This window comes from Phenylobacterium sp. (genome assembly GCF_041920015.1).
In the GTDB taxonomy this organism is placed as follows: domain Bacteria; phylum Pseudomonadota; class Alphaproteobacteria; order Caulobacterales; family Caulobacteraceae; genus Phenylobacterium.
In genome coordinates, this window is the sequence record NZ_JAYRST010000018.1 from 14,838 (window position 1) to 32,787 (window position 17,950).

A 17,950-nucleotide genomic window follows, 5' to 3' on the forward strand; every position below is an offset into this window, starting at 1 on the left:
GAGCTAACCAATCAAGCTGCTTCGGCTAAGCTCCGCTCATATGGGCGAGGGATTGGCGAAGCCATGTCTATAACTGAGCTAACCAATCAAGCTGCTTCGGCTAAGCTCCGCTCATATGGGCGAGGGATTGGCGAAGCCATGTCTATAACTGAGCTAACCAATCAAGCTGCTTCGGCTAAGCTCCGCTCATATGGGCGAGGGACAGAAATGAACCACTTTTCGTTCGGCGAGTGTCCTTTGTGCAGGCAAGGCGAACTTTGGCCCGTTTCACGATGCGATACGGGGGCACTTCTTTTGATGTGTGACGAGTGCGAATCCCAGTGGGACTCGCCGAAAGCTCCTCTTGCTGGGAATGCCTTAAAGATCGAGCATAAGACGAAACCGGCGACCGATGTCGAAGTCCGATCCGCCAACTGGCGAGCCATATCGATTGCGGCTCATCTCGACCGTTTTCTGTCGGGTGAGGACTCCGGTATTCTTGCGGCGAACCGCCTTGAGAGCTTGCTCGATGCTGAGTTCCCGAACGACGCGCTCGTTCAAGAAGTGATCGATGCGTTGGCGCAATATAGACCGGGTGGCGGCGATCTATTATTTGATATTGAAGATATTAGGCATCGGATTGTGGCAGTCCGAACGCATATCTTAAGGGATTCACAGAACGCTTCAGGACGCTGAGGATCGAACTGCCGTCAGCTTGAACGTCGGAAACTCGACCAGCTTGATCGCCTCGGCCAACACCGCCAGATCGACACCCTTGCCGTAGCCGCGCCCGGCCCCGCCCACGCCTTTGTGGCCGGTGATCAGATCGCTGATCTCTTCGGTGATCTTGCCCCGGCAGGCGCGCTTGAACGTGTGCCGGAAGCTGTGGAAGTTGACGGTCGGATCGGGAAAGCCGTTCGCGTCCGACCATAGCCCCCACCACTTGGTGAACTGGCGGGTGGAGGCTTCCGGGTCATCCGCCTCACTGGTGTCATGGGGGAACTCGGGGAACAGATACACATCCCCGGCGGCGCGACGTTCGGCGACGTGATCGAGGAAGCCGAGGTCAATGAGCTTCGGATGGATCGGCAGGAGGCGGTTCGCTGTGCCGTTCTTCAGTGTGCGCTGCGTCAGGTCGAGATAGTCGATCTCGTCCTCGCGCTTGATGTCGGCGACCTTCGCCCCGCCCCATTCCTCCATCCGGTTGCCGTGGAACAGGTTGAGGATCGGCATCCAATACCGGCCATCCTTCAGGACGACGGCGCCGGGATCGGCGCGGTAGCCGTGCAGATCGCCCTTGCGGTTGTGCGTCTTCGCGCAGCCGGTGAACATCGGCTTGGCGAACAGGTCGGCGATCTCGTCGGGCGTGTAGGCCCGAACCTCCTTCGTCGGCTTTGGCTTGGACGGCATCACGGCGGCGACGGGGTTGAAGGGGATCAGCCGCATGGTCTGGGCGTAGCCGAACACCTGCCCGTAGCTCACAAAGTGCTTCCAGACGGTCGGCTCTGCGATGGGCGGGGCCACGTCGCCGTGCTTCGCCAAAATCTCGTCGAAGCCGAGCTTGGTGATGTCCAGTCGGCGGGTCTTCGGAAACCGGCGCAGGTCGATCAGGAAGGCTTCCAGCGCGTCGGGCGTGACGGCCTGAGCATCCACGTCGCCGACGCGCTCGACCAGCCGCCGCCAATGGTAGCGAAGATCATCTTCGCTCTTGGGTTTCTTGGCCGCGATATAGCGGTCTAGGAGGGCCTTCATGGTGACGGAGGCGGTTTGGCTGGGCGCCGGCGCCAAAGGCGGCTGTGGGGCCTCCCGCGCCCCTTCCTCTGGCCACTCCTTGAACACCCCCAGCCGGAACTGTTCGGTAAGGCGTTCGACGCTCGCCCACGCCTTGCCGAACCACGCCCGCGCCGCAGGTTGCTCAAGCAGCGGGTGACCGGCGGGCACGTCCACGCCCTCGCGGGCCAATGCGCCGCGCATCCGGTCTTCAAAGTCGGCGATCTGGTCGAAGGTGGTTTCGCTGGCCAGCTTGTGGCGCAAGTCGCTGATCGCCATAGCCTCGTCCCCGAACATGGGGATCACCGGCGCCGCGCCGCTGAAGTGGTCAGCTTCGGCGGCGTTGATTGCGGTCACGCGCCATCGCTCGATAGCGGCCTGAACCTCCGCAGGACGGTAGATCGCCGGAGCGGGCTGCACGACCGGCGAGGCAGTCGTTTGAAGGGCGGCGGCGATGCGCCGCTTGAGGTCGGCGATGATCGGCGGCGCCTTCAGGAACGCCACGGCCTCGTCGCGCGTCCCGAGGCTGACGGCGTAGTCCCCCGACGCTGGAAGGTCGGGGAAGGCATGGCGGGCCGCAGGCGGGATCACCATGCGGACGCGGTAGATTCCGCCCCTCTGATCGACGTGCTTCATCAGGCGCATTTTGTGACAGCCTTTTGTGACTGCGCGCCTAACGAAGGGCTGATTTTACGAGGTTTTCTGTCGATTCAAACGCTTAGAAGCGTTTGGCTGGGGAACTAGGACTCGAACCTAGAATGACGGTACCAAAAACCGCAGTGTTACCATTACACCATTCCCCAGCAGGAACGGCTCGGGAGAGCATGTCCCCCGCGGCGAGGGCGTGGAGATAGCTCAGCAGATCGCCGGATGCAACACCCCAAAAAAGGTGTCTCAGGCCCGCTTGCAGGGCCGTTCGGTTGCCTCTATAAGGCGCCCTCCCAAGTCGGAGTGTGGCTCAGTCTGGTAGAGCACCGCGTTCGGGACGCGGGGGTCGCAGGTTCAAATCCTGCCACTCCGACCATTCATTCCCCCGTCAAGGCGGGGTGAATTCCCTCCCCGCGAATACCCCTCAGAAGTCCGCGCCTTAGGCTAGCCCGATCGCGCACCTACGGCTCTCCGAGAGCCGCCCAGCTCCCAAGTCCTGACGTTCCAGAGGTGTGACTCTCGTCCTCGAGAACAGAGGAAATAACAAGGTGAGCGATGATCGCCGCCCAAACGCCAAGACTGCCGACGTCTTAAGCTTGGCGCGCCGCTGGCGCTCGCCCGCCGCCGATCCGCAGCTTGTTTCAGACTTTCAGGCGGAGCGGGCCTGGGACAAGTGGAGAGCATGGGCGCTGCGGGCCTGTGCATCCTGGGCCCGCCGCTCCTCGGCTTCAGCCATGCCGGTCCAGACAGCCGCGGCGCGGCGGCGCTGTTCCTGGACACGTGCAAGGCTCGTGGCCTCAGCCGAAGCCAAGGCGTCTTCGGCTCTGGTGCGGTATTCCTGCGCCTTGAGTTCGCCCTTGGTCATCCGTAGCTCCTGAGAGCGTTATCCGTTCCGATGGGATCGGATCACGCTCAAGACTGTTTGAATTTAGAGCATTTTCTGCGCCGAACCGGCGTCCACTTCGGCGGAAAATGCTCTGGGTTCGCCGCGCGCTACTTCCGCACCGCGAAGGTCTGGTTGTTTCTCAACCGGTCGATCCGCAAGGCGAGATGGTCCAAGGACATCGCCCGCAAGGCCGGATCGGATTGATGGAGTTGGTGAAGATCGGCGGCCGGATTTCTCGCGATAGCCTGCCGCAGGGGGGCGTCGCCCCCGTCTTGGTATCTGTAATTCATCTCGTCTAATGTCTACTTCCGCCAGGGTGCGGCCCTGCGCGGCCATGTTCACGGATCGCGGGCCTCGCTCCGGGTGATCAGCGTGTCGAAATCTTCGATCTGACGCTTGATCGTGGCGATTGCGCCCAGGCTCACGTTCTCATCGTTGGAATGCATCTGGAGCGCACCGCTTTCGAAGCGGCCAAGCTGTTCGATCAGCAGGTCCCGAAGGTAGCGCCAGCGTTCTCTGATCTCAGCCGGGGTTTCCATGGTTCTACGACGCCTCAGGATGCAGGCGCGGATATGGCGGCGCGCCACTGGCGCGCCGCCGCATCGCGCGTCAGGCGGCCTGCAGTTGGCCGGCCGAGGTCTTGCCGCTGCGGCTGTCGCGCTCCAGTTCGAAGGAGAGCTTCTGACCTTCGTGAAGCGAGGCCATGCCGGCGCGCTCCACCGCGGAGATATGGACGAACACGTCGCCGCCGCCTTGGTCAGGCTGGATGAAGCCGAAGCCTTTTTGGCCATTAAACCACTTAACTGTGCCGATTTGCATGATTGTCCCTTCCGGACATGAGTTCTCACGCCCAAAATAGGCGATGAGGTCAAATTTTCGGAGAGGGTCGAGTGCTAGTGCGCGGCCGAAATATTCAATTTCGACAAAAGCGCCAGGCGAGCCTAAGCGATATTTGATTTCTCCAAGATGACGCTTTGCCAGTCGATCCGCAAGAAGATTGTGAAAATACTTTTTGGGAACCCTGCGATTAAGGCCTGTTCTGCAGGACGAACCTAATCTCCCTTCAGGCCTTCGAAGATATCGCTCAAGAGGACGTCACGGCGGTGCTCTGCACCATCGGCCTGCCCGACGACACCGCGCCCCTACTCCGCTACGGTCCGCGGCGAACGCGACCACCCGCCCCCTTGGCCCCTTAGGCGGTTCTCTCGCCCCATCCGAGCGGCTGGGAGGCGCCGATGACGCCGCGATAGGGATCGTCGCCGGGCTGGTATCGCACCTTGCCCGCCTCCTCGATCGCGGTCGCGGTGACGAGCACTCGCGAGTCCAGAGCCTCTCCCGCGGCCAGCCGGGCGTCCCGCACCGCCTTCATTCTATCCAGGCCGAGCTCCAGCTGCTTGCCGAGCCAGAGGGTGAGATACGAGTGATCGACATAGTCGTCGCCGGTGATGGCGTGGACCAGCACTGAAAGCCCCTCCCGCTCACGCAGAATCCATTCCACGAAGGCCTGGAAATCGTCTTTCGGGAAGGCGAAGCGAAACATGGCCGTAGGGTGCAGGCCGTTGGTCTCGTCCAGCCAGCGATAGTCCCAGATTTTGAAGCGGTCCTGCAGTTCCTCGTTCAACCGGACTGCGATGTGACGGGTCTCGGGCTGGAAGTAGATATGGCAGTGATAGGCTGCGATTTCCCCAATGGGGCTTGGGATTTCCGACATTTTCATCTCCGGCTGAAACTTACGATCTGGCCAGAACCAACGCCCTGGCGACGCCCAAGCCAAGGCGAGAAAATCTAACTGGTTTCGTAGATATTCCATTATTCCTATCTGATTTATAGGATTTATAGCCAGCCTTCCTGTTTTCGAGATGAGAAGGCGGCCGCAACCGGCCGGGCTGCACGACCCCATGATCCCTACGCGCACCATGACCGCCCTAGGTGCGGGCGTATCGAGCTACGCCTTGGCGCTCGCCGCCCACGCCCAACCCGCCAGCGCCGCCGCAGCGGCGGTTCTGGCCGACGCGGCGGTCGAAGAACTGGTAGTGATCGGCAACAGCCGCGCCACCGCCGCCCTTGAAAGTCCCGTCCCGGTGGACGTCGTGGGAGCGGAGACCCTGGAGAAGACCGGCGGGGTGGTGCTGAACCAGGCGCTGCAGCGCACCCTGCCCTCGTTCAACTTCCCGCAGGGCCAGAACGCCTCCAAGGGCTCCAGCGGCATCCGTTCGGCCTCGCTGCGCGGCCTCTCGCCCAACCTGACGCTGGTGCTGGTGGACGGTAAGCGCCGCTACGCCTCGGCCCAGGTCAGCGGCGCCGACCCGTATCCGGGCGCGAACTATGTCGACATCAACACCCTCCCCGCCTCGGCGATCAGCCGGATCGAGGTGCTGAGGGACGGCGCCTCGGCGCAATACGGGTCGGACGCCATCGCCGGCGTGCTCAACCTGGTGCTTCGAGAGGACGCAGAGGGCGGACAAGTCACCGCCGAGCTCGGCCAGTATTCGGCGGGCGACGGCCTGACCCGCTCGATCAACGGCTGGTGGGGCGTCCGTCTTCCCCGCAACGGCTATCTGAACCTCAGCGGCGACTGGTCGAAGCGCGATGGAACCGACCGTTCAGGCGCCGACATCCGACGCCGTTACTGGCTGATCGACGCCGCGGGGCAGCCGGTGGCGCCGGCCAATGCGCCCGCCAACTACGATCCGACCGCGACCTTGCCGGCTGGAACCTTCTGGGATCCCCGCGAGGCGACCGCCGAGCGCGGCCACGTAGGCCGCTGGGGCAACAGCGACATCGAACACTCCGCGTTCCTGGCCAAGGGCGCCGTCGACCTCACCGACGCCCTGCGCGCCTACGGCTTCGCCAACTACGCGCGCACCCGGACCTATAACGGCGTCAATCCCCAAACCCCGTCGTCGGACTTCAACGTCCGGGCCTTCTATCCCGAAGGTTTCCAGCCGATCACCGACGTGCGGCTGCGCGACCGTTCGGCGACGGCCGGGCTTCAGTACGATGCTGGGAGCTACGGCCAGTTCGACCTGTCGGTCAGCTATGGCGACAATCGCGTCGAGAGCTATCTGCACAACAGCGTCTCGCCCAGCTTCGGCCTCGCCAGCAAGAAGGACTTCTACAACGGCGCCTTCGAGGCCTCGCAGACCAATATCGGCCTGGACTACCAGAAGAACCTGACGGTCGACGTCCTCGCCGAACCCATCGCCCTCAGCGCAGGGATCGCCTATCGGCGCGAGGATTGGACCGCCAAGACCCCGGGCGAACTGCAATCCTACGGCAACGGCGGCGTTGCGATCCTGGACGGCCCCAATGCCGGCAAGCCCACGCGCTGGGGCGCGACCGATATCGCCGGCCTGAATCCCGAGGATCTCGGCTCCTACGATCGGGACGTGTTCGGCGGCTACATCGCCGCCGACCTCGTGGTCACGCCGAAGCTGCGGTTCGGCGGCGCGGTGCGGTTCGAGGACTATTCGGACTTCGGCTCGACCACTACGGGCAAGCTTTCCGCACGCTACGACTTCACAGATCAGTTCGCCATCCGGGCCGCGGTCAGCAGCGGCTATCGCGCCCCCAGCCTGGGCCAACTCGGCCAACAGGTGACCACGTCGTCAGGCACCTTCAGCTTCTCGGGCTCGATCCTGCCGACCACCCGCACCCGCAGATACCAGCCGGAAAATCCCATCATCCCGCAACTGGGCGGCGGGCCGCTCGATGCGGAGACCTCTCAGAACCTGTCGGCTGGCCTCGTGTGGCGGCCCACGCCATCCACCTCGGTGACCCTCGACGCCTATCGGATCAAGATCGACGGACTGATCCTGCTGGCGGCGGGCGCCGCGGGCAACGGTCTGACCGGGGCCTATGTCAACGCCGCCACCGCCGCGGCCGGCACGCCGGAAATCACGGCGGTCAGCTTCTACACCAACGGGGTCGACGTCGAGACCAAGGGCGTCGACATCGTCGCGCGCCAGCATTTCGACCTGGGCGACGGGCGCCTCGACCTCTCGGCAGCCTATTCGACGTTCGACACCAAGGTCGCCAACATCAAGACCGGCATAGGCGGCGCGACCCTGTTCACCCGCGGCGCCATCAACGACCTGCAGGGCGGCGTTCCCGAGTACAAGGCCGTGCTGGGCGCCCGCTACGGCGCCGACAGGTGGAGCCTGGACGTCAACGCCATCCGCTACGGCGCCTACACCTATTTCCACCCGACCAATCCGGCCAACGACCAGACCTATTCCGCCCAATGGATCGTCCATGCCGAGGCGTCCTACGCCCTCTCGGAGCAGACGCGGGCCTACATCGGCGCGAACAATCTCTTCGACCAGTATCCCGAGGAGTTCATCACCGCCAACCGTGTGAACGGAATCAACCGTTTCGGCTTCATCGCGCCGGAGGGGGCCAGCGGGGCCTTCTACTACGTGCGCGTCAGCCACGAGTTCTGATCCATGGTCGAGGTCACCCTTGCCCCGGCCTCGCGGCTGCGAGCCCCCGGCCAGCCGGCCCGCGCCACCTCATTGGCGGCCCGCGCGGCGACAGGTTTCTCGAAGCTCGCCGGCGGAAACCTGTCGCCATTGCAGGCGCGGCGGGCCGGGCGGCTGTCGCCGCTGGTCCTGTTGCTCATCCTGCTGTTCGTCTGGCCGCTGGCCATGCTGGTGGCGGGCTCGTTCCGCAGCACCTCGCCCTTCCTGCCGGGCGTCTGGACCCTTGAGGCGTGGGCGCAGACCTTCCGCAATCCCGGCACGCTCACGGCTATCCTCAACTCGGTGAAGATCGCCCTGATCTCCACCGCCGCGGCCACGGCGTTGGCCGCCTCCCTGGCTTTCCTTTCCGAGCGTACCGATGCGCCGCTTCGCCGGCTGATCACTCCGGCCATGGCGCTGGTCGTGGTCACGCCGGCGGTATTCTACGCCATCGCCTTCACGGCCCTGGCCAATCCCTACAGCGGGCTGCTGAACGATGCGCTCCGTGCGGCCTTCGAGCTTGAGACGCCCTGGCTGGCGGCCGAAGGCTGGGCCGGCGTCTACACCGTGCTGATCCTGAAGAAGACAGCGATCACCTATCTCTTCCTGCTCGGCGCCTTCCGCGCGCTGGACGCAGCCCAGGACGAGGCGGCCTACATCGCCGGCGCCGGCCCGGTGCGGACCTTCTTTTCGATCAATCTCCCCAGCCTGGCGCCTGCGCTCACCAGCGCGATCCTGCTGGGCGTGGTCGCCGGCCTGCAGGTGTTCGACCCGGTGCTCATCCTCGGCGCGTCGCAACGGATCGTGGTGATCTCGACCCTGCTGATGAACATGGTGGGCGGCGCGGCCGAGCCGCAGTACGCCCAGGCCAGCGTGCTTTCGACGGTCTTCGTCGCAGCGGTGGCCAGCCTCTACCTCGTTCAGCAGAGCTATCTCGGCCGGCGCGGATTCGTCTCGGTGGCGGGCAAGGGCCGCAGCGCCCGCCCGTTCCGCCTGCGCCAGGCCGGGCCTACTCTCGGCCTATTCATCGCGGCCTATCTGCTGATCGCCCTGGTCCTGCCAGGCGCCGCCCTGATCGTGACGTCGCTTCAGCCGTTCCCAGGCGTCTATGACGGCTTTTCGCTTCGGCGCTATGCCGAGGTGCTGCAATGGCCGCGCGTGCTGGAAGCGGTGCGCGTCACCGCCATTCTCGCGCTGATCGTCGGCGGCGCGACCGCAACCTTCGCCTTCGCCACGGCCCATGTGGTCCAGGGCCTGGGACGCGGGGCCTCGGTGGCCGCGCGCTTCAGCCTGCTGATCCCGATGGCGATGCCCGGAGTGGTCACGGCGGTGGCCATCTCCTGGGCCTGGCTCAGCATCCCCGCCTTCCACCAGCTCTACGGCTCGATCTGGCTGGTGATCCTGGCGCTGATCGTGGTGGCGACGCCGCTCGCCAGCCAGATCGCTTCGGCGGCGCTTTCCCAGATCTCGCCGGCGCTGTTCGAGGCTGCGCGCATCGGCGGAGCTTCGCCCAGCCAGGGCTTCTTCGAGATCGTGCTGGTCCTGGCCGCACCCAGTTTCGTAGCAGCCTGGTTCCTGACCGCCCTGATGGTCGCCGGCAATCTGGAAGTGCCGCTGCTGCTGAAGTCTCCGGGCCTCAACACCGTGGCCGTGGTCGCCTACAACATGCAGGGCTCCGGCGACTTCGGCCAGGCGGCCGCCCTGCTCATCCTGCTGCTGCTCGCCGCCCTGGCGATCTGGGCCGCCGGCCAGGCCGTTCTGTGGCTGGCCCGCAGCCTGTCGCCCCGACTGGCGCGACCCCGCACAGCCTTCCAACCCAACCAGGAAAGCGCCTCATGAGCGAAGTCATCCTGCACGACGTCCGCAAGCGCTTCGGCCAGAGCGTGCGAGCGGTCAACAATCTCGACCTGCATATCGACGACGGCGAACTCTTCGTCCTGCTGGGACCGTCCGGTTGCGGCAAGACCACCACCCTTCGTTGCGTGGGCGGGCTGGAAGAGCCCGATGGAGGATCGATCGCCATCGGCGGCGATCTGGTGGCCGATGCGGCGCGCGGCCTCTTCGTTCCGCCGGAGCGGCGCGACGTCGGCATGGTCTTCCAGAGCTACGCCCTTTGGCCCCACATGGATGTGGCGCAGAACGTCGGCTACCCGCTCAAGGTCCGCGGCGCACGCGGAGACCATATCCGCCGCGGCGTCGGGGCGGCGCTCGAACTGGTCGGGCTGAGCGGCTACGAGCGGCGCTTTCCAGGCGAGCTTTCCGGCGGCCAGCAACAGCGTGTCGCCCTGGCCCGCGCCCTGGTGGCCAAACCGCGCCTGTTGCTGTTCGACGAACCGCTTTCCAACCTCGACGCTCAGCTTCGCGCACGCCTGCGTCAGGATCTTCGCGCCATCCACGGCGAAACCCGCTTCACCGCCGTCTACGTCACCCACGACCACGCCGAAGCCATGGCGCTGGCCGACCGCGTGGCGGTGATGAACGGGGGACACATCGAGCAGATCGGAACGGCGGCGGATATCTTCCTCAGCCCCCGCACGCCGTTCACCGCAGCCTTCGTCGGCTTCGAAAACATCCTGGACGGCCGCGTCGTTCGTCAGGCTGGCGACGAGGCGCTGATCTGGATCGAAGCGCTCGGAGTCGAGCTCCCTGCACGCACGCCTCAGCCACTGGCCGCCGGCCAGGCTGCGACCCTCGCGGTCCGCGCTCAGGGACTGAGCTTGCTGCCCGCCACGACCGAGGGAAACGGCCTTTCCGGCCGGCTCCAGTCTCTGACCTATGCCGGCGATCACTATGTGGGCGTCGTCGCCGTCGGCGGAACAAGCATCTCGGCGCAGGCGCCGCTGGGCGTATGGGGCCTGGGCCGCGAGCGCGACCGCGATCTGTTGGGCGCGACCGTCAAGATCGCCGCGCGGCCGGGACAGCTCGTGGCCATGCCGCGGACGGAGGTTCCCTCGGCGTCCGAACAGCGGGCGGCCTGATGCGGCTTCCCTACAGCCTTCGCATCGCCGCCGCCGCCCTGGCCGCCGGCGGCCTCGTCGCCTGGGGCGCGCATCAGGGCGAGGCGCTCTCGGCCGCGCCGGGCGCGCCGACCCGCGCGCTGAGCGGGACGGCCGCCGAGCAGACCGCGCTGCGCGACCTCTACGCCCAGGCGCTGGCCGCCGGGGAGCGGGACGTGGTCTTCTATCAGGCCGCGACCGACTCCGAATGGCAGCGGGTCTGGATCGCCTTCTCGCAGGCCTTCCCGGGCATACGCGTCACCTACATGCACGTCTCGCCTCAGGGCGTGACCGAGCGGCTCGATATCGAGAAGGCGACCGGCGCGCACTATGCCGACATCGTGTCCCAGCCGGTCAACGTCATCCAGGCGATCGCCGACAAGGGTTATCTCCAGGCCTATTCGCCGCCGACCGCAAGCGGCCTGCCCGAGCGGTTCAGAGACCCGCAGGCACGGGTCCACTACGCCTATTCCAAGGTGTTCGGCCTGGCCTACAACAGACGGCGGACAGCCGCCGCCGAGGCGCCGCGGACGCTGGACCAACTGCTCTCGCCCGGCCTGAAAAACCAGTTCGAATACGTCAGTCCGGGCGGCGGCGCCGGCACCACGGACGTCGCGATCGTCACCCTGCGCGAGCGGGGCCTGCTGTCGCGCGAGCAACTGCAGGCCCTGCGGGATCTCGGCCGCAGCGGCGGCGGACCAGAAAGCTCGATCACCGCCCTCGCCCAGGGCCGCATCGCCTACAACGCCTGGGCCTATCTGGCTCCGCTCGCCCGCCAACGCCAGCAGGGCGCGCCGGTGGATATCCGCTTCGACCCGGAACTGTCGCTGCTGGTCCCGTTTGGCCAGGGAATCGTCAAGGCCCCCGCACACCCGCACGCTGCACGCCTGCTGCTCGCCTGGCTTCTGACTCCCGACGCCCAGGCCTTGCTGGCCAAGGAGGCTTTCGCCTTGGGGACCATGCCTGGCGCCCCGTCGCCCGCCGGCTTCCCGACCGACCCCGAGCAGCGCCGGCTCTATGAACCACCGCCACCGCCGCGGGCCGCCGCCCTGCTCGCGCAGGCCACGCCTGAGTTGAAAGCCATCTGGCAATCCCCGCAGCGGCTCAAGCCCCAATCCTGAGAGCATCCATGTCCCAGATCATCGACCTGCATAGCCACTGGTTCTCCCCGCGCTCGGTCGAACGGCTCAAGGCGCGTGGCCATGCGCCCCGCATCGTCGACGAAAGCGGCGCGCCGAGCCTGCAACGCACCGGCCCTGGTGTCTCGGGACCGCCCTTCGCGCTGGGACCGCAATGGTTCGATATCGACCTGCGGCTGGCCCATCTGGACAAGGCAGGCGTCGCCCACCAGTTGATCTCCTGGCCCACCACGCTGGGGGTGGATCCAGCCCTGGAAGCCGAGGACTCCCTGCCGCTATGGCGCGCCTGGAATGACGACCTCAGCCAACTGGTCGCACGTCATCCGCGGCGTTTCAGCGGACTGGCGGCGCTCTCGACCTCGGATATCGCCTGGTCCGTTCGGGAACTGGCGCGCGGCCACGACGAACTCGGCCTCATCGGGGGAACCCTGCCCGTCAACGGCCTGGCGAGCCTGGCCGGCGCGCGGACTTTCGCGCCGCTCTTCGCAGAGGCGCAGCGGCGCAGGAGCCATATCTACCTGCACACCGGATATGCGCACGCCACCGTGCCGGGTCAGCCCGCCCCCAGCCTGCACGCCGACACCGCAGCGATCCGCGGAGCCCTGGACACCAGTTGGCATTTCGCCGCCGCCGTCATCACCCTCGCATTCACCGACTTCCTCGACGCCTACCCGGACGTGACCGTCCAGGTGGCCATGCTGGGCGGCTCGGGCGTCATCGGCCTCGTGGCCGAGCAGGTCGCAATGGCGGCCGAACGATATGGTGTGAGCGATCCTGCTTCGCGCTTCGAGCGCATCTGGCTCGACACCGGCGCCGCCGGCCGTGGCCCGCAGGCCATCGCCATGGCGGCGAACGTCCTTGGCGCAGATCGCATCGTCTTCGGCTCCGACTTCGCGCCGATGCCCAGCGTCCGTCCGACGATCGACAACGTCCTCGCCGCCCCGATCACCGCGGCGCAGAGGCAGGCCATCTTCACCGACAACGGCCGGAAGTTGCTGCATGCCAAGGGGGTGGACCTCGAACCAGCCGAACCGTTTCAGACGTGAGGCTCGAGAATGGCGCCAGATTCCTGAGCCGCTCAAAATCCCCGCTGATCTGCCGAATTTCCACCTGGTGCGCGCGCCGTCACCATTTGATCTCGTAGGCGAGCTTGAGCTTGAAGCCAGCGTTGAGGCGCGTGTCGAGGCGGTCGCGCCGAGGGCCTGCTCGTAGCCGACTTCTCCGCCAAGCTCCCAAGAAGACTTGGCTAATCCTACAACGCTCCTGAAAGTATTTTATCCAATCTCCAGTTTCGCCGAGCGATCAAGCTTCGCGGCTGTCCTCCACCACCATGGCCGCCCCACGCTCGGCGATCATGATGGTGGGAGTGTTGGTGTTGCCGGAGGTGATGGTCGGCATCACCGAGGCGTCGATCACGCGCAGGCGCTCCAGGCCGATCACCCGCAGGCGAGCGTCGACCACGGCGGCGGGGTCGGACGGCAAGCCCATCTTCGCCGTTCCCACCGGATGGAAGATCGTCGTGCCGATGTCGCCGGCGGCTTGCGCCAGGGCCGCCTCGTCGTCGCCGACCGCCGGGCCGGGCAAGTGTTCCTGCGGCGAGAAGCGGGCGAGCGCGGGCTGGGCCATCAGGCGGCGGGTCACGCGGATCGCATCGGCCGCGACCTGCCGGTCTTCCGGCGTGGCGAGATAGTTCGGCGCGATGCGCGGAGGCGCGGCCGGGTCCAGCGAGCGCAGGCGCACGCTTCCCCGCGAGGTGGGGCGCAGGTTGCAGGCCGAGACCGTCACCGCCGGAAACCGGTGCAGCGGCTCTCCGAACCGATCCAGCGACAGCGGCTGGCAATGGAACTGGATGTTCGCCCGCTCGTGCTCCGGCGAGGAGATCGTGAAGATGCCCAGTTGAGAAGGCGCCATGGTCAGCGGCCCGCGCCGGAGAAGCGCGTATTCCGCCCCCATCAGCCCGCGTCCCACCAGTGAGTGATAGGTCTCGTTCAGCGTCTTCACGCCGCGGACCTTGTAGATCGCCCGCTGCTGCAAGTGGTCTTGCAGGTTGCGGCCCACGCCCGGCCGATCGGCCAGGACCGGCGCGCCCGCTTCGGCGAGCCAATCGGCCGGGCCGACGCCGGAAAGCTGCAGGATCTGCGGCGAGCCGATCGCCCCGGCGGCCAGGATCACCTCGCCCTGCGACCGCGCCTCGAAGGCCTGGCCGCCCCGCCTGAACCGCACACCGACGGCGCGGGGGCCCTCGAACAGCACCTTCTCGACCAGCACCCCGGCTTCCAGGCGCAGGTTCGGCCGCGCCAGGGCCGGCTTCAGGAAGCCGCGCGCGGCCGACCAGCGCAGGCCGCGCTTCTGGTTGACGTGGAACAGGCCGACGCCGGTGTTGTCGCCGGTATTGAAATCGTTAGTCGGCGGAACGCCCATCTGCGAGGCGGCCTCGGCTATGGCGTCCAGCACCGCCCAGCGCACCCGCGGCGTCTCGACCCGCCATTCGCCGCCGACGCCGTGGTGTTCGCCCTCGCCCAGGAAGTGATCGTCGAGCCGGCGGAAGATGGGCCGCACGTCGTCCCAGCCCCAGCCGGTCAGGCCGAGTTGGCGCCAGTGATCGTAGTCGGCCGCCTGTCCGCGCATGGAGATCATGGCGTTGATCGCCGAACTGCCGCCGATCACCTTGCCGCGCGGATATTTGAGCGAGCGCCCGTTCAGCCCCGGCTCGGCCTCGGTCTCGAACATCCAGTCCGAGCGCGGATTGCCGATGGCGAACAGATAGCCGACCGGCACGTGGAACCACATCCAGTCATCGCGGCCCCCCGCCTCCAGCAGCAGCACCCGGTTCCGCGGGTCCCGCGACAGCCGGTTGGCCAGCACGCAGCCGGCCGAACCGGCCCCGACCACGATGTAGTCGTACGCGCCTTCGAACGGCGCTGCGTCCTCAGCCATGCTCTTCCATCGGAGAGGAGCGCTCCGGCCAAGCCTCGGCGCCTCGACGACGACCTCGACCTGCTTGGGCTTGCAGGCGGTCGAGACACCCTAAGCCGAGACGGCGAAGGTCGGCCAGAAGCCGGTGATCTTTTCCCCGTCGAACAGCGCGATGTCGCCGAACTGCAGGAACAGCGCCTCGCTCTGGAAAGGCCGCAGGAAGACGTAATCGTCGGCCTTCAGCGAAACCTTGTCCGATCCGGTCAGCAGTTCCTGGTTGCTGGAGCGGCCGAACAGGCTGTTGAACTCCAGCCCCGGCGGCGACAGCGGGCTGGCCAGCCAGTTGCCGCCATAGATGAAGAACGCCCGTTTGGTGTTCGGGTCCATGAAGTTGAGCGGCCCTGACAGCCACTCGTTGCCAGGCAGCCGCATCCGGTCCAGCGCCTTGATCACCGGGGTGGCGATGAAGGCGGCCGGGACGTGGCGCTCCAGGCCGGGCGTGTCGAAATGCTCGGGCTTGACGAAGGCCGACCCGACCGAGACCTCATTGGCGAGCGTGCCCTTGGCGTGGAACGTATAGGTCGGGCTGCCGGCGCCGTTCAGGGTCAGAGGCCGCTCGCCCACGGCCTTGCGCAACGCCTCGATGGCCGCGCGGTAGCGGTCCTGCGACTGGGCGTAGGCGGCCTGCGGGTCGCTCATGCTCGGCACATGCGGGTCATAGCCCATCAGGCCGTCGACCGAGACGCCAGGGAGGTCCCCGGCGAGGGCGAGCGCCTCGGCCAGGGCCTGGGCGTCGGGAAAGCCGCCGCGGTGCAGGCCGATGTCGATCTCGAAGTTGGTGCGCAACGGAACGCCCCGCGCCTTGGCGACCTCGCCATAGGCTTTCAGACGCTCGGGCGTGTCGATCAGCCACTGGATGCGGCCCATCGGCTCCGGACCGACCTTGGCCAGGATTTCCGCGAACTCGGCGGCCGGCAGCGGCTTGCCCAGCAGCAGGTCGGCGCCAGGGCGCGCGGCCATGGTCTCCAGCATCGCCCCGTTGAAGACCATGAAGCGTTCGGTCCCCATGCCCGTGGCCACATGGTCGATCAGCGCCTGACAGGGCAACGACTTGACGACCACGCGCAACGGCAGCGACTTCGGGGCCAAGGTCTCGCGCGCGACGGCGATATTCTGGTCCAGCCGGCGCTGGTCGATCACCAGGACCGGATGGGCGACCCCCGCCTGACGCAAGGCCTGCGAGAGGGCCAGGAAATAGGCGTCGTGCCCGCCGCCCTGGTCGCCCTTGCGCGCGGCCAGCACCGCCGCCCCGCCCAGCACGGCCGCCCCGCCGCCGATGAACGCCGCGCGCCGCGTCCAGCGGCCGCGACGGGTCTGGTCAGCCATCGAGGAAGATTCCCTTCAGATAGTCGTTCAGCATCCGGCCCTGCGGGTCGAGGGCGCGGCGGACCTCGCCGGCCTCGCGCCAGCGCGGATAGATCTGCGCCAGGTCGCGCGCCTTCAGCGAATGCAGCTTGCCCCAGTGCGGGCGGCCGCCATGACGCCGGAAGATCGGTTCGATGATGCTGAAGAAGAAGTCGTAGTCGTCCTTGTAATAGGCGTGGACCGCGACCGAGCCGCATTCGCGCTCGTAGAACGGCGAGAGCCAGGCGTCGTCCGCGGCGATGATCCGCGCCTCGATGGGGAAGAAGACATCGTTCCGCTGAGTCTCGATGGCCTTCAGCACCTCTCGCAGCGCCGGAATCTGGGCCTCGATCGGCAGGTGGTATTCCATCTCGTTGAAGCGCACGGGCCGCTCGTTGGAGAGCAGCTTCCAGCCCTCGTCGACCACCTCTTCCGGCGGAATCTTCCCGAACTCGCGCTCGGCGATGCTGCGGCGAAGCGACGGCGCGAACTCGAAGAGGTCGCGCAGTTGCTTCAGCGCCATCAAGGTCTCGGTGTCCTGATCGGGTCCGCGCGGCCGAACCGGCTGGTCGGTGACGTCATGGGTGACCAGCGCGGCGTAGCCGGTGAACGGCACGGCGAAGAACTCGGCGTTGCGATGGCGCCGGGTCAGGTCCGGCCACGCCTCCAGCACCTCGTCCAGCGGCCGCACCGCCGTCCGCTTCACCACCCGGCCCAGCGGCTGGTTCTGCAAGGTCACCTGGGTCACGACGCCGAACGCGCCCAGGCCCACGCGCGCGGCGTTGAACACCTCGGGCCTGGTCTGGGCGTCGCAGTCGATCAGTTCGCCGGTCGGGGTGGCCAGTTGCAGCGCCACAACCGAACCGTGGACCGCCTGGATGCCCCTGCCGGTGCCATGGGTGCCGGTGCCGATGGCCCCGCCAACCGACTGCTTGTTGATGTCGGGCAGGTTGATCATCTCCTGGCCGACAGCGGCCAGGGCCGGTCCCAGCTCGGCCAGGCGCGTCCCGGCCCGCACCACCGCGCGGTGGGTCGCCGCATCGTGCGAGACAAGGCCGGTCATGCCGTCGAGGGTCAGCAGGGTTCCATCGGTCGGGGCCAGGGCGGTGAAGGAGTGCCCCGCCCCCACCGGCCGGATCGGCCCAGGCGAGCTCTTCAGGATGTCGAGCAGTTCGCCTTCGCTCTTCGGCGCGGCGCGGCTGGCGGGATAGGCGTGCGCCACGCCCGACCAGTTGCGCCACAGCAGCCGGCCCTGGGCGTCCTGGGCCGGCAAGGCCGCCGGCTCGCGGTCGAGCCACATCCGCCGGCCCGCCAGGCCGCCGGCGCCGAGGACCGCTACGCCGGCCACGCCGGCGCCCGCCAGCATCGCCCGTCTGGAGACCTTGGACATCATTCCCTCCCAGCCATGAAGGCGATCAGCGCCTTGTAGTCGTCCGGCGAGCAGGCGAAGCACTGGCCGCCCGCAGGCATGCCGCCCAGCCCGTTGATCGCGCTGTTCACCAGTTCGGCCTCGCCCTTCTTCCAGCGCACGTCCCACTGGACGCGGTCGCCGGTCAGCGGCGCGCCGGTGTCGGCCACCGTATGACAGGACTTGCAGGCCTGTTCGTAGAGCCCCGCCAGCCGGGCGTCGGCCGGCTTCAGGGCCGCGCTCTCCTCCGGCGTGATCGGCTTGGCCGGCGGCTGGCCCTGGCAGGCGGCCAGGACGAGCGCCGACGACACTATGGCCAGGGTCCGCACGGTCAGGGTCCGCAT

At 67.0% G+C, this 17,950-nt stretch carries 15 protein-coding genes and 2 tRNA genes; 7 read left to right on the forward strand and 10 right to left on the reverse strand.

The features are described 5' to 3' along the window. Positions 1 to 675, forward strand: a 675-nt coding sequence (locus ACE3TL_RS05935; RefSeq protein ID WP_374577803.1) for a hypothetical protein, incomplete at its 5' end; no start/stop codon positions are given. On the opposite strand, the gene ACE3TL_RS05940 is transcribed toward ACE3TL_RS05935, so the two are convergent. Both ACE3TL_RS05940 and ACE3TL_RS05945 read right to left on the reverse strand, forming a co-directional pair. Next, positions 664 to 2,385, reverse strand: coding sequence for a hypothetical protein (locus ACE3TL_RS05940; RefSeq protein WP_374577804.1), 1,722 nt, complete (start codon positions 2,383 to 2,385; stop codon positions 664 to 666). The two genes, ACE3TL_RS05935 and ACE3TL_RS05940, sit on opposite strands and share 12 nt — an antisense overlap. A gap of 93 nt (positions 2,386 to 2,478) precedes the next feature. Continuing rightward, positions 2,479 to 2,552, reverse strand: a tRNA-Gln gene (locus ACE3TL_RS05945). Between the two features lie 144 nt (positions 2,553 to 2,696). On the opposite strand from ACE3TL_RS05945, the gene ACE3TL_RS05950 reads away from it, so the two are divergent. Then, positions 2,697 to 2,773: transfer RNA gene (locus ACE3TL_RS05950), tRNA-Pro, on the forward strand. Between the two features lie 273 nt (positions 2,774 to 3,046). Here ACE3TL_RS05950 and ACE3TL_RS05955 read toward each other — a convergent pair. From ACE3TL_RS05955 to ACE3TL_RS05970, 4 genes are all read right to left on the reverse strand, one after another. Then, complete coding sequence (locus tag ACE3TL_RS05955) at positions 3,047 to 3,262, reverse strand: hypothetical protein (protein ID WP_374577805.1); 216 nt, start codon at positions 3,260 to 3,262, stop codon at positions 3,047 to 3,049. A 359-nt stretch (positions 3,263 to 3,621) separates the two neighbouring features. Beyond that, complete coding sequence (locus ACE3TL_RS05960) at positions 3,622 to 3,870, reverse strand: hypothetical protein (protein ID WP_374577806.1); 249 nt, start codon at positions 3,868 to 3,870, stop codon at positions 3,622 to 3,624. 22 nt (positions 3,871 to 3,892) lie between these two features. Then, complete coding sequence (locus tag ACE3TL_RS05965; RefSeq protein WP_374577807.1) at positions 3,893 to 4,102, reverse strand: cold-shock protein; 210 nt, start codon at positions 4,100 to 4,102, stop codon at positions 3,893 to 3,895. Positions 4,103 to 4,475: 373 nt separating this feature from the next. Further along, positions 4,476 to 4,994, reverse strand: coding sequence for a DOPA 4,5-dioxygenase family protein (locus ACE3TL_RS05970; RefSeq protein ID WP_374577808.1), 519 nt, complete (start codon positions 4,992 to 4,994; stop codon positions 4,476 to 4,478). A 187-nt stretch (positions 4,995 to 5,181) separates the two neighbouring features. Between ACE3TL_RS05970 and ACE3TL_RS05975 the strand changes: the two genes are divergently transcribed. The 5 genes from ACE3TL_RS05975 to ACE3TL_RS05995 are packed head-to-tail and all read left to right on the forward strand — an operon-like array spanning position 5,182 to position 12,924. Then, complete coding sequence (locus tag ACE3TL_RS05975) at positions 5,182 to 7,725, forward strand: TonB-dependent receptor plug domain-containing protein (protein ID WP_374577809.1); 2,544 nt, start codon at positions 5,182 to 5,184, stop codon at positions 7,723 to 7,725. 3 nt (positions 7,726 to 7,728) lie between these two features. Further along, on the forward strand, positions 7,729 to 9,582 hold the full coding sequence (locus ACE3TL_RS05980; RefSeq protein WP_374577810.1) for an ABC transporter permease: 1,854 nt from the start codon (positions 7,729 to 7,731) through the stop codon (positions 9,580 to 9,582). Then, positions 9,579 to 10,721, forward strand: coding sequence for an ABC transporter ATP-binding protein (locus tag ACE3TL_RS05985; RefSeq protein ID WP_374577811.1), 1,143 nt, complete (start codon positions 9,579 to 9,581; stop codon positions 10,719 to 10,721). The genes ACE3TL_RS05980 and ACE3TL_RS05985 overlap by 4 nt, the downstream gene beginning before the upstream one ends. Beyond that, positions 10,721 to 11,860: an ABC transporter substrate-binding protein gene (locus ACE3TL_RS05990; RefSeq protein WP_374577812.1), complete on the forward strand. Its 1,140-nt coding sequence runs from the start codon at positions 10,721 to 10,723 to the stop codon at positions 11,858 to 11,860. Before ACE3TL_RS05985 ends, ACE3TL_RS05990 begins: the two co-directional genes overlap by 1 nt. Before the next feature lie 8 nt (positions 11,861 to 11,868). After that, complete coding sequence (locus ACE3TL_RS05995; protein ID WP_374577813.1) at positions 11,869 to 12,924, forward strand: amidohydrolase family protein; 1,056 nt, start codon at positions 11,869 to 11,871, stop codon at positions 12,922 to 12,924. Between the two features lie 256 nt (positions 12,925 to 13,180). Here ACE3TL_RS05995 and ACE3TL_RS06000 read toward each other — a convergent pair whose 3' ends face one another. The 4 genes from ACE3TL_RS06000 to ACE3TL_RS06015 all read right to left on the reverse strand — a co-directional run bounded on the left by ACE3TL_RS06000 (position 13,181) and on the right by ACE3TL_RS06015 (position 17,950). Then, the gene (locus tag ACE3TL_RS06000; RefSeq protein ID WP_374577814.1) at positions 13,181 to 14,815 is read right to left on the reverse strand and encodes a GMC family oxidoreductase; all 1,635 of its coding nucleotides are present in this window, start codon (positions 14,813 to 14,815) and stop codon (positions 13,181 to 13,183) included. Positions 14,816 to 14,905: 90 nt separating this feature from the next. Continuing rightward, positions 14,906 to 16,180, reverse strand: coding sequence for an alanine racemase (locus ACE3TL_RS06005; protein WP_374577815.1), 1,275 nt, complete (start codon positions 16,178 to 16,180; stop codon positions 14,906 to 14,908). Then, complete coding sequence (locus ACE3TL_RS06010) at positions 16,173 to 17,588, reverse strand: D-arabinono-1,4-lactone oxidase (RefSeq protein WP_374577816.1); 1,416 nt, start codon at positions 17,586 to 17,588, stop codon at positions 16,173 to 16,175. The genes ACE3TL_RS06005 and ACE3TL_RS06010 overlap by 8 nt, the downstream gene beginning before the upstream one ends. Beyond that, positions 17,588 to 17,950: a cytochrome c5 family protein gene (locus tag ACE3TL_RS06015; protein ID WP_374577817.1), complete on the reverse strand. Its 363-nt coding sequence runs from the start codon at positions 17,948 to 17,950 to the stop codon at positions 17,588 to 17,590. The genes ACE3TL_RS06010 and ACE3TL_RS06015 overlap by 1 nt, the downstream gene beginning before the upstream one ends.

Coding starts and splice junctions, on each gene's coding strand:
- ACE3TL_RS05940 (WP_374577804.1), bottom strand. CDS start 2,385: ATGAAGCACGTCGATCAGAGGGGCGGAATCTACCGCGTCCGCATGGTG.
- ACE3TL_RS05955 (WP_374577805.1), bottom strand. CDS start 3,262: ATGACCAAGGGCGAACTCAAGGCGCAGGAATACCGCACCAGAGCCGAA.
- ACE3TL_RS05965 (WP_374577807.1), bottom strand. CDS start 4,102: ATGCAAATCGGCACAGTTAAGTGGTTTAATGGCCAAAAAGGCTTCGGC.
- ACE3TL_RS05970 (WP_374577808.1), bottom strand. CDS start 4,994: ATGTCGGAAATCCCAAGCCCCATTGGGGAAATCGCAGCCTATCACTGC.
- ACE3TL_RS05975 (WP_374577809.1), top strand. CDS start 5,182: ATGATCCCTACGCGCACCATGACCGCCCTAGGTGCGGGCGTATCGAGC.
- ACE3TL_RS05980 (WP_374577810.1), top strand. CDS start 7,729: ATGGTCGAGGTCACCCTTGCCCCGGCCTCGCGGCTGCGAGCCCCCGGC.
- ACE3TL_RS05985 (WP_374577811.1), top strand. CDS start 9,579: ATGAGCGAAGTCATCCTGCACGACGTCCGCAAGCGCTTCGGCCAGAGC.
- ACE3TL_RS05990 (WP_374577812.1), top strand. CDS start 10,721: ATGCGGCTTCCCTACAGCCTTCGCATCGCCGCCGCCGCCCTGGCCGCC.
- ACE3TL_RS05995 (WP_374577813.1), top strand. CDS start 11,869: ATGTCCCAGATCATCGACCTGCATAGCCACTGGTTCTCCCCGCGCTCG.
- ACE3TL_RS06000 (WP_374577814.1), bottom strand. CDS start 14,815: ATGGCTGAGGACGCAGCGCCGTTCGAAGGCGCGTACGACTACATCGTG.
- ACE3TL_RS06005 (WP_374577815.1), bottom strand. CDS start 16,180: ATGGCTGACCAGACCCGTCGCGGCCGCTGGACGCGGCGCGCGGCGTTC.
- ACE3TL_RS06010 (WP_374577816.1), bottom strand. CDS start 17,588: ATGTCCAAGGTCTCCAGACGGGCGATGCTGGCGGGCGCCGGCGTGGCC.
- ACE3TL_RS06015 (WP_374577817.1), bottom strand. CDS start 17,950: ATGCGGACCCTGACCGTGCGGACCCTGGCCATAGTGTCGTCGGCGCTC.